The organism is Caballeronia hypogeia, from assembly GCF_001544875.2.
Taxonomy (GTDB): domain Bacteria; phylum Pseudomonadota; class Gammaproteobacteria; order Burkholderiales; family Burkholderiaceae; genus Caballeronia; species Caballeronia hypogeia.
On record NZ_FCOA02000025.1, the window covers coordinates 111,708 to 121,951 of the forward strand.

Below are 10,244 nucleotides of genomic sequence, written 5' to 3' on the forward strand. Positions count from 1 at the left end.
CCAGCGCCGGTAAACGGGACGGTATAATCGCGATTTCCCCGTTTTACGGGCCGTGCAGCAGCCAGCAGGCCCGAAAACCGACGCCGCGCCGTGTCAGCAATGCCGCGGCGCCTGGACTCGCCGCCTGACACACATTGAATCGAAAGCGGCCGGTCCCGAGGTCCGTTCCCAGCATTTGCGTAAAGCCAAACCAAACCATGCACGATAAATACGTACCCGCCGACGTCGAATCCGCCGCGCAGAGCAACTGGCGCGCGAACGACGTCTACCGGACGACCGAGACGTCGGCCAAGCCCAAGTTTTATTGCGTCTCGATGCTGCCGTATCCGTCCGGCAAGCTGCACATGGGTCACGTGCGCAACTACACCATCAACGACGTGATGTACCGTTATCTGCGCATGAACGGCTACAACACGCTCATGCCGATGGGCTGGGACGCGTTCGGCATGCCCGCCGAGAACGCGGCAATGGCGAACAACGTGCCGCCGGCGAAGTGGACGTACGAAAACATCGCGTACATGAAGAAGCAGATGCAGTCGATGGGTCTCGCAATCGACTGGTCGCGCGAAGTCGCCACCTGCTCGCCGGACTACTACAAGTGGAACCAGTGGCTGTTCCTCAAGATGCTGGAAAAGGGCATCGCGTACAAGAAGACGGGCACGGTGAACTGGGACCCGGTCGACCAGACCGTGCTGGCGAACGAGCAGGTCATCGACGGGCGCGGCTGGCGCTCGGGCGCGCTGGTGGAAAAGCGCGAAATCCCGATGTACTACCTGCGGATCACCGACTACGCGGATCAACTGCTCGACGATCTCGAAGGCCTCGGCTGGCCCGAGCGCGTCAAGATCATGCAGCAGAACTGGATCGGCAAGAGCTTCGGCGTGAATTTCGGCTTCCCGTATGAAATCGACGGCGAAGCGAAGCTCCTGCGCGTGTTCACCACGCGCGCCGACACCATCATGGGCGTGACTTTCGCGGCGGTCGCGGCGGAGCATCCGCTCGCCACGCGCCTCGCGCGCGACAACGCGGACCTTCAGACGTTCATCGACGAATGCAAGCGCGGCGGCGTCGCGGAAGCGGACGTCGCGACCATGGAAAAGAAGGGCGTGCCCACCGGGTTCTTCGTCACGCATCCGCTGACGGGCGCGCAGGTCGAGGTGTGGATCGGCAATTACGTGCTGATGTCCTACGGCGAAGGCGCGGTCATGGGCGTGCCGTCGCACGACGAGCGCGACTTCGCGTTCGCGAAGAAATACAGCTTGCCGATCAATCAGGTGATCGATGTCGAAGGAAAGACGTATTCGACCGACGCCTGGGAAGAGTGGTACGGCGACAAGACCGCTGGCCGCCTGATCAACAGCGGCAAGTACGACGGCATGACCACGGAAGAAGCGATCAACGCGATCGCCGCCGACCTGAAGGCGAAAGATCTCGGCGACAAGCAGGTCACGTGGCGTCTGCGCGACTGGGGCATTTCGCGTCAGCGCTACTGGGGCACGCCGATTCCGATCATCCATTGCCCGAGCTGCGGCGACGTGCCGGTGCCGGAAAAGGATCTGCCTGTCGTGCTGCCGGAAGACCTCGTGCCGGACGGCTCGGGCAATCCGCTCGCGAAGTCCGAAGCGTTCCTGAACTGCGCGTGTCCGAAGTGCGGCGCGGCCGCGAAGCGCGAAACCGACACGATGGACACTTTCGTCGATTCGTCCTGGTACTTCTCGCGCTACAGCGCGCCGGACGCCACGACCATGGTCGACGAGCGCACCGATTACTGGATGCCGATGGACCAGTACATCGGCGGCATCGAGCACGCGATTCTTCACCTGTTGTACTCGCGCTTCTGGACCAAGGTCATGCGCGACATGGGCCTGATCAAGTTCGGCGAGCCCGCGAAGAACCTGCTCACGCAGGGCATGGTGCTCAACGAGACCTTCTATCGCGAGGACGCGGCCGGCAAGAAGACCTGGTACAACCCGCTCGAAGTTACGGTCACGCACGACGACAAGGGCCGTCCGACCGGCGCCACGCTGAACGCGGACGGCCAGCCGGTCGTGCTCGGCGGCGTCGAGAAGATGTCGAAGTCGAAGAACAACGGCGTCGATCCGCAGACGCTGATCGACCAGTACGGCGCGGACACCGCGCGTCTGTTCGTGATGTTCGCGGCGCCACCGGAGCAGTCGCTCGAATGGTCGGGCGCGGGCGTGGAAGGCGCGAGCCGCTTCCTGCGCCGCGTGTGGCATTTCGCGCACGACAACGCCACGGCTTTGCGTCATCACGCGAAGCTCGATGTATCGAAGATCACCGACGCGGACAAGGCGCTGCGCCGCGAAATCTACACCGTGCTCAAGCAAGCCGATTTCGACTACGGCCGCCTGCAATACAACACGGTCGTTTCCGCCGCGATGAAGATGCTCAACGCGCTCGACAGCGCGAAGACATCGAGCGAAGGCGTGTTGAACGAGACCTTTGGCGTGCTCCTGCGCGTGCTCTATCCGGTCGTGCCCCACATTGCGTTCCAGTTGTGGTCGGAACTCGGCTACGAGGGCGTGTTCGGCCCGCTGCTCGACGCGCCCTGGCCGAAGGTCGACGAAGCCGCGCTCGAGCAATCCGAGATCGAACTCGTGTTGCAGATCAACGGCAAGGTGCGCGGCGCGATCACGGTCGCGAAGGATGCCTCGCGGGAAGCCATCGAAAAGGCCGCGATCGCACACGAGATGTTCGAAAAGTTCTCGGAAGGCCGCACGCCCAAGAAGGTGGTCGTGGTGCCGGGACGTCTCGTCAACGTGGTCGTTTGATGCGCAAAGCCAAGGGAGTCGATGTGACCGGGAAAGCCGTCGAAAAAGGCGTGAGCAGGCGCTCGTTCCTGGCGCTGCTGGGCGGCGCCGCGGCGCTGTCCGCGTGCGGCTTTCAGCTGCGCGGCCAGCAGGACTACGCGTTCAAGCGGCTCGCGATCACGGGCGGCACGCCGCAGATGGTCGCGCGCCTCGAACGCATGGTTCAGGGCGGCAGCGACACGGTGATCGTCAAACCGTTCGAAAAGCCGGACGCCACGCTCAACCTGTCCGAAGGGCAGGGTCTGCGCACGCTGAGCCTGAATGCCCAGGGTGTGGTGCAGGAGTATGAGCTCGTCTACAACCTGAATTACTCGCTGATGGGCGCGGACGGCACCTTGCTGATTCCGCCGAGCGCCATCGCGCTGAATCGGTCGATGACCTACAGCGATCAGTACACGCTCGCCAAGTCGCAGGAATCGACACTGCTGTACAACGACATGCGCAACGACGCCGTGGACCAGTTGACCCGCCGGCTCGCGACCGTGCGCTCGCTGCATCCGGCGCCGGGCGAGCAGACGCCGGGCGTGACGCCGCGCGCGCCGCTGCCGGTTCCGCCGCTCTGATCCGCGCGCTCACGGCATCATGCAACTGAAGCTCGACGCGCTCGAAGCGCACCTCGCGAAAGGTCTGAAAGGGCTGTACGTCGTCTATGGTGACGAGCATCTGCTCGTGCAGGAAGCGTGCGACCGCATCCGGGCCGCGGCGCGCGCGGGCGGCTTCACGGATCGCACGGTGTTCACGGTCGAGCGCTCGTTCGACTGGAGCGCGTTGCTCGGCGCGACGCAGTCCATGTCGCTCTTCGGCGACCGCCAGCTCATCGAGTTGCGCATTCCCTCGGGCAAGCCCGGCAAGGAAGGCGCGGAAATGCTGAAGACGCTCGCAGGCGCCGACAATCCCGACGTCCTGACGCTCGTCACGCTGCCGCGTCTCGATGCCGCGTCGCAGAAATCGGGCTGGTTCACGGCCTTGATCGGTGCGGGTGTCGCGCTGAAGATCGATCCGATCGAGCGCGCGCAATTGCCGATGTGGGTCAACCAGCGACTCGCGCAGCAGGGCCAGCGCGTGGAGCCGGGCGAGGAAGGGCGGCGCGCGCTGTCGTTCATCGCGGAACGGGTGGAAGGCAACCTGCTCGCCGCGCATCAGGAAATCCAGAAGCTCGGGCTGCTGTATCCACAGGGCGTGCTCAGTTTCGAGCAGATCCACGACGCCGTGCTGAATGTCGCGCGTTACGACGTGTTCAAGCTCAACGAAGCCATGCTGACCGGCGACGTCGGGCGCCTCGCGCGCATGCTCGACGGGCTCAAGGGTGAAGGCGAGGCGGCGGTGCTCGTGTTGTGGGCGCTGGTCGAGGAGGTTCGCACGCTGTTGCGCATCAAGCGCGGCGTGTCGGCGGGCAAGCCGCTCGCCACGCTGTTGCGGGAGAACCGCGTCTGGGGACCGCGCGAACGGCTCATCGGCCCGGCGCTCTCGCGCGTGACGGACGAGGCGCTGGAGAAGGCGCTGTCGCTCGCGGCGCGCCTCGATCGGCAGGTGAAGGGTTTGTCGGGCAGCACGGGCGAGCGTGGCAGCGAGCCGCCGCCGGACGCGTGGGCCGGCATGTTCGAGTTGGCCATGGCGGTTGCGCAAGGCGGCAAGCCAGCGCCACGACCGCGTCGCTAGACCCGGCTTTTCACACACTGTTGCGATTTCCGCGACGGCTTAGAATGAATGTTTGACGCCTCGGCTCGTTCGAGCGGCTATGGCGGCACAGCACCGGCACACCACTGCGGCACACGGAAGAGACTCACGATGAACATCGACCAATACATGACCGACCTCGGTCGCCGCGCACGTGCGGCCTCGCGCGCGATGGCGCGGGCCTCGACGGCGGCGAAGAACGCGGCGCTGTTCGCGGTGGCGGAAGCCATCGAACGCGAGCGCGAGTCGCTCAAGCAGGCGAATGCGCGCGATCTCTCCCGCGCGCGCGAAAAGGGCCACGACGCGGCGTTCATCGACCGTCTCACGCTCTCGGACAAAGCCTTGAACACGATGGTCGAAGGTCTGCGGCAGGTCGCGTCGCTGGCCGATCCGATCGGTGAAATCAACGGGCTCAGGTTCATGCCGAGCGGCATTCAGGTCGGACAGATGCGCGTGCCGCTGGGCGTGATCGGCATCATTTACGAATCGCGGCCGAACGTGACCATCGACGCCGCGGCGCTCTGTCTCAAATCCGGCAACGCCACGATTCTGCGCGGCGGCTCCGAGGCGCTGGAGTGCAACACGGCGCTCGCGAAGCTGATCGGCGTCGGGCTTGCGGCGGCCGGCTTGCCGCAGGACGCGGTGCAGGTCGTCGAGACGGCGGACCGCGCGGCGGTCGGCAAGCTCATCACCATGACCGAATTCGTCGATGTCATCGTGCCGCGCGGCGGCAAGAGCCTGATCGCGCGGCTGATGGAAGAATCGCGCGTGCCGATGATCAAGCATCTCGACGGCATCTGCCACGTCTACGTGGACGACCGCGCGGATCTTTCGAAGGCGGCGGTCATTTGCGACAACGCGAAGACGCATCGCTACGGCACCTGCAACACGATGGAAACGCTGCTCGTCGCGCGCGGCATCGCGAAGGAGGCCTTGCCGCAACTGGCGCGCGCCTATCAGGCGAAGGACGTCGAGCTGCGCGTGGACGCCGAAGCGCGCGCCGTGCTAGAAGCGGCCCAGATCGGCTCGCTGGTGGACGCGACCGAAGAGGACTGGAGCACGGAATATCTCGCGCCGGTGCTGGCCGTGAAGATCGTCGGCGGGCTGGATGAGGCGATCGACCATATCAACACGTACGGTTCGCATCACACCGACGCGATCGTCACCGAAGACCACGACCGCGCCATGCGTTTCCTGCGCGAAGTGGACTCGGCGAGCGTGATGGTGAACGCCTCGACGCGCTTCGCCGATGGCTTCGAGTTCGGGCTCGGCGCGGAAATCGGCATTTCGAACGACAAGCTGCACGCGCGCGGCCCGGTAGGTCTGGAAGGGCTGACGTCGCTCAAATACGTGGTGCTCGGGCGCGGCGAAGTGCGTCAATAAGCGAAAAAGCCAAAAGAAGAACGATGCTCTGGATCAAATCGCTGCATATCGTGCTGATCGCCTCGTGGTTCGCGGGGCTTTTCTATCTGCCACGCATTTTCGTCAACCTCGCAATGGAGACGGACCCCGCCGCCACCGCGCGCCTGCTGCTGATGGCGCGCAAGCTGTTTCGCTTCATGACCTTCATCGCGGTGCCCGCACTCGCATGCGGGTTGTGGCTGTGGCTCGTGGTGGGTATCGGCGCGGGGCAGGGCTGGATGCACGCGAAGCTCGGTATCGTTGTGCTGCTCATTGCCTACAACGTGTATTGCGGTGTGCTGCTGCGGACCTTCGAGCGTGGCGAGAACCAGCGCTCGCACAAGTGGTACCGCATGTTCAATGAATTGCCGGTGCTCGGGCTGCTCGGCGCCGTGCTGCTGGTTGTCATCAAGCCGTTTTAAAAGCGGCTCACGTTCCCACTCTGCGGCTCTCCAGCACGTCTTTCGCTTCCGCCAGCTTCTCCGCCAGTTCGGGCCCGCGCGCCAGAGCCAGTCCCACCGCCAGAATGTCGCCGATCGCGAGATGCGAGACGCGCGACGTCATTGGCGAAAAAATATCGGTGTCTTCATCCACGTTGGCAAACAATCCGACGCTCGCCGCGCGCGCGAGCGGCGAATTGCCGTGCGTGATGGCGATCACTTTCGCGCCGCCGTGCAGCGCGGACTTGCAGGCATCGAGAATATCTTTCGTGCGGCCCGTGTTCGAGATGGCCACGACCACATCGCCCGCGCCGAGCAGCGCCGCCGACGTCGTGTACGTGTGCGGGTCCGAATACGCCACCGAAGGCACGCCCAGCTTGAAGAACTTGTGCTGCATGTCGAGCGCGACGATGCCCGAGCCGCCCGCGCCATAGAACTCGATACGCCTGGCGTCCGCGAGAATCGCGATCGCCGCCGCGACGCTGTCCGACGACAGGCTGTTGCGCACCGCGATCAACGCGCCGATGGTGCGGTCGAGCACCTTCGCGGCGACGCCCGCGGCGGGCTCGTCGGTACGCACATCGCGATACACGGTGGGAACGTCCGCTGCTACGCCTTGCGCCAGGCGAATCTTGAATTCGCGAAATCCCGAGAAACCGAGCGCCTGACAGAATCGCGCGATGGTCGGCTGGCTCACGCCCGCGCGCGCGGCGAAATCGGTCATCGAAAGGTCGAGCACCTCGCGCGGCGCCTCCAGCACGTAATCCGCCAGCTTGCGCTCGGACGGACGCAGTTGCTCGCGCATTGCTTCGACTTGGGACAGCAACATCGGAAATCTCGCCTATGCTGAAAATTGCTTGGGACTATAGCCGATGATCGGTCTTGTACAAATACTACAAGATAGATCGCCTCGATCTAAGGGAAATCCCTTGGACCGACTAAATTAGGGCGAATAAGCTACGCGAGCGCTTAAAAAGAACGCGTGGAAGAACGTTGAAATCATGTAGTTTTTCTACTAACATCGCAGCACACGGCTACACGACTCAAAAACGATCCAGAGCGATCCAACCGCCGTTCCTCGCAATCCAAACCCAAACCTCGACGGCAGGCGCGCCGGGAGTGAGACGAAGGAGCATCGATGGTTTCCCCGCATTCGCAACTCAAACAAGTCACCGACCGCATCATCGAGCGCAGCAAGCCGACGCGTGCGGCTTACCTCGCACGAATCGACGCCGCTCATGGCAAGTTTCCGGCGCGCGGCGCGCTTTCCTGCGCGAATCTGGCGCACGGCTTCGCCGGTCTCGAAGGCCAGGAAAAGTTTGCGATCAAGGCGGTGCGCGAGCCGAACATCGGCATTGTTTCGTCTTATAACGAGATGCTGTCGGCGCATGCGCCTTATAAGAGCTTCCCGGACATCATCAAGCAGGCGGCGCGCGAGCATGGCGGCATCGCGCAGTTCGCGGGCGGCGTGCCGGCCATGTGCGACGGCATCACGCAGGGCAACGCGGGCATGGAGCTGTCGCTGTTCTCGCGCGAGGTCATCGCGATGAGCACGGCGGTCGCGCTCACGCACAACATGTTCGACGCCGCGCTGTGTCTCGGCGTGTGCGACAAGATCGTGCCGGGGCTGGCCATCGGCGCGCTGCAGTTCGGCCATCTGCCGACCATTTTCGTGCCCGCCGGCCCGATGACGAGCGGCCTCACCAACGACGAAAAAGCAAAGGTGCGCCAGGAATTCGCGACCGGCCAGTGCGATCGCGGCGCGCTGCTCGAAGCCGAAGCGGCGGCGTACCACGGCCACGGCACCTGCACGTTCTACGGCACGGCCAACAGCAATCAGATGTTGATGGAAGTCATGGGCCTGCACCTGCCGAGCGCGGCTTTCGTGCATCCGCATACCGAACTGCGCGACGCTCTGACCGCCGAAGCCGCGCGCCGCGTGCTCGATATCACGTTCGAGCGCGGCAATTACACGCCCATCGGTCATGTCGTCGACGAAAAGGCGATCGTGAACGGCATCGTCGCGCTTCTCGCGACGGGCGGCTCGACCAATCACACGCTGCACCTCGTGGCGATCGCGCGCGCGGCGGGCATTGTGATCGACTGGAACGATTTCGACGAGCTCTCGCAAGCGGTGCCGCTGCTCGCCAAGATTTATCCGAATGGCAAGGCCGACGTGAATCATTTCCACGCGGCGGGCGGCGTCGCGTTCCTGGTGCGCAATCTGCTCGCAGGCGGGTTGCTGCACGAGGATGTGCAGACGGTCGTCGGCCGTGGGCTGTCGCATTACACGAAGGAGCCGAAGCTCATCGACGGCAAGCTGCAATGGGTCGACGGCGCCGCGGAAAGTCACGACACGAAGGTGCTGCGCGGCATCGGCGAGCCGTTCCAGCCGGACGGCGGTCTGCGGCTGATGCAGGGCAAGCTGGGACGCGGCGTCATCAAGATTTCGGCGGTGGCGCCGGAACATCGCGTGGTGAAGGCGCCTGCCATCGTCTTCAATTCGCAGGAAGAAGTGCAGGAAGCGTTCGACAAGGGCGAGCTGAAGCGCGATTTCGTTGCGGTGGTGCGCTTTCAGGGTGCGCGCGCGAACGGCATGCCGGAACTGCATCGTCTGACGCCGCTGCTGGGCGTATTGCAGGATCAGGGCTTCCATGTCGCGCTGGTCACCGACGGGCGCATGTCGGGCGCGTCGGGCAAGGTGCCGGCGGTGATCCACGTGTCGCCCGAGGCGTTGCTGCAAGGCCCGCTCGGCAAGGTGCGTACCGGCGACATGCTCGTGATCGACGCGCCGGCGGGCCTGCTCGACATCGAAATCGACGCCAAAGAATGGGACGCGCGCGAAGTCGAAGCGCCGCTGCATCAGGAGGCGAACGAAGCCGGCTTCGGGCGCGAGCTGTTCGGCGTGTTCCGCAGCGCGGCGCTGCCTGCGGAAGAGGGCGCATCGGTGTTCGGCGCGCTGATCGGCGCGCAACCGACCGACGCAGCCGGCGCGGCGCAGGCGGACGGCGCAGCGGCGCCGCGCGAGCGCAACGCGTTGCGCGACAACGCGCGCGCGGCGGCATCGGTGCTCAACAAGGGGCACGCCACGCATCACTGAACGAGCCGTAAAGCTGGAACCTGAGAGAAATCCGCGGACAGACCCGCAAACCAAAAGGGCGCCGCACCCAAAACAGGAGTCGCATCAAATGAAAACGGTAAGCGAAATCGTGCGTCTGGGACCGGTGATTCCGGTGCTGGCTTTCGAAACGGTCGAGCAGGGCGAGCACGTATCGCGCGCGCTGCACGCGGGCGGCGTGAAGGTGCTGGAAATCACGCTGCGCACGCCGGCGGGCATCGCGGCGATCGAGCGCGCGAGCCAGTTGGCGGACGATATCGTCGTCGGCGTGGGCACGATCACTAAGCCCGAGCACTGCGAGCAGGCGAAGAAGGCCGGCGCGCAGTTCGGTGTTTCGCCGGGTCTGACGAAGGACATGCACAAGGCCGCGCAGGACGCGGGATTGCCCTTGCTGCCGGGCGTGATGACGCCCTCCGACATCATCACCGCGATGGAGCTGGGCTACGAGATCGTCAAGTTCTTCCCGGCGCAGCAGGCGGGCGGCATTCCGATGCTGCAAGCGTTCTACGGTCCGTTCCCCAACCTGAAAATCTGTCCGACGGGCGGCATCACGGCTGAAACCGCGACCCACTTCCTCGCGCAGCCGAACGTGGTGTGCGTGGGCGGTTCGTGGCTGACGCCGAAGGCCGCGCTCGCTGCGCAGAACTGGGAAGAAGTCACGCGCCTCGCGCGTGCCGCGAGCGAGCTGGCGCCGCATAAGTAGTCGGGCCTGAATAATTCGGTTTGCGCGGTGCCGTCTCTCATGGGAGGAAGGGCAGTGCAGCTGAGCGTTTGAGT

General features: G+C 64.5%; 8 protein-coding genes. 7 read left to right on the forward strand and 1 reads right to left on the reverse strand.

What is annotated here, in order from left to right:
* Positions 1-197: 197 nt before the first annotated feature.
* The 5 genes from leuS to AWB79_RS28485 all read left to right on the forward strand — a co-directional run bounded on the left by leuS (position 198) and on the right by AWB79_RS28485 (position 6,331).
* Positions 198-2,792 (forward strand): leucine--tRNA ligase, encoded by a 2,595-nt coding sequence (gene leuS, locus AWB79_RS28465; RefSeq protein WP_061170793.1) that lies wholly within the window; start codon positions 198-200, stop codon positions 2,790-2,792.
* A 50-nt stretch (positions 2,793-2,842) separates the two neighbouring features.
* A complete protein-coding gene (locus AWB79_RS28470) occupies positions 2,843-3,394 on the forward strand; it encodes an LPS-assembly lipoprotein LptE (protein WP_061170810.1) in 552 nt (183 codons plus the stop codon).
* A 19-nt stretch (positions 3,395-3,413) separates the two neighbouring features.
* Positions 3,414-4,490, forward strand: a complete 1,077-nt coding sequence (gene holA / locus AWB79_RS28475) for a DNA polymerase III subunit delta (RefSeq protein WP_061170794.1) — start codon at positions 3,414-3,416, stop codon at positions 4,488-4,490.
* Between the two features lie 129 nt (positions 4,491-4,619).
* Entirely contained in the window at positions 4,620-5,891 is a 1,272-nt protein-coding gene (locus AWB79_RS28480) for a glutamate-5-semialdehyde dehydrogenase (protein WP_061170795.1), read from the forward strand.
* Positions 5,892-5,914: 23 nt separating this feature from the next.
* A complete protein-coding gene (locus AWB79_RS28485) occupies positions 5,915-6,331 on the forward strand; it encodes a CopD family protein (protein ID WP_061170796.1) in 417 nt (138 codons plus the stop codon).
* A gap of 7 nt (positions 6,332-6,338) precedes the next feature.
* Here the strand turns inward: AWB79_RS28485 and AWB79_RS28490 are convergent, their stop codons facing one another.
* Positions 6,339-7,178 (reverse strand): MurR/RpiR family transcriptional regulator, encoded by an 840-nt coding sequence (locus AWB79_RS28490; protein ID WP_061170797.1) that lies wholly within the window; start codon positions 7,176-7,178, stop codon positions 6,339-6,341.
* Between the two features lie 309 nt (positions 7,179-7,487).
* Between AWB79_RS28490 and edd the strand changes: the two genes are divergently transcribed.
* Together edd and eda are read left to right on the forward strand one after the other, a co-directional pair.
* Complete coding sequence (gene edd / locus AWB79_RS28495) at positions 7,488-9,449, forward strand: phosphogluconate dehydratase (protein ID WP_061170798.1); 1,962 nt, start codon at positions 7,488-7,490, stop codon at positions 9,447-9,449.
* A gap of 88 nt (positions 9,450-9,537) precedes the next feature.
* Positions 9,538-10,170 carry a bifunctional 4-hydroxy-2-oxoglutarate aldolase/2-dehydro-3-deoxy-phosphogluconate aldolase gene (gene eda, locus AWB79_RS28500; RefSeq protein WP_061170799.1) on the forward strand — a complete coding sequence of 211 codons (633 nt, stop codon included), beginning with the start codon at positions 9,538-9,540 and terminating at the stop codon, positions 10,168-10,170.
* The last annotated feature ends 74 nt before the right edge of the window (positions 10,171-10,244 follow it).

What these genes read in the sequence shown, in the direction of transcription:
- leuS (WP_061170793.1), top strand. Translation starts at nt 198, where the DNA reads ATGCACGATAAATACGTACCCGCCGACGTCGAATCCGCCGCGCAGAGC.
- holA (WP_061170794.1), top strand. Translation starts at nt 3,414, where the DNA reads ATGCAACTGAAGCTCGACGCGCTCGAAGCGCACCTCGCGAAAGGTCTG.
- AWB79_RS28480 (WP_061170795.1), top strand. Translation starts at nt 4,620, where the DNA reads ATGAACATCGACCAATACATGACCGACCTCGGTCGCCGCGCACGTGCG.
- AWB79_RS28485 (WP_061170796.1), top strand. Translation starts at nt 5,915, where the DNA reads ATGCTCTGGATCAAATCGCTGCATATCGTGCTGATCGCCTCGTGGTTC.
- AWB79_RS28490 (WP_061170797.1), bottom strand. Translation starts at nt 7,178, where the DNA reads ATGTTGCTGTCCCAAGTCGAAGCAATGCGCGAGCAACTGCGTCCGTCC.
- edd (WP_061170798.1), top strand. Translation starts at nt 7,488, where the DNA reads ATGGTTTCCCCGCATTCGCAACTCAAACAAGTCACCGACCGCATCATC.
- eda (WP_061170799.1), top strand. Translation starts at nt 9,538, where the DNA reads ATGAAAACGGTAAGCGAAATCGTGCGTCTGGGACCGGTGATTCCGGTG.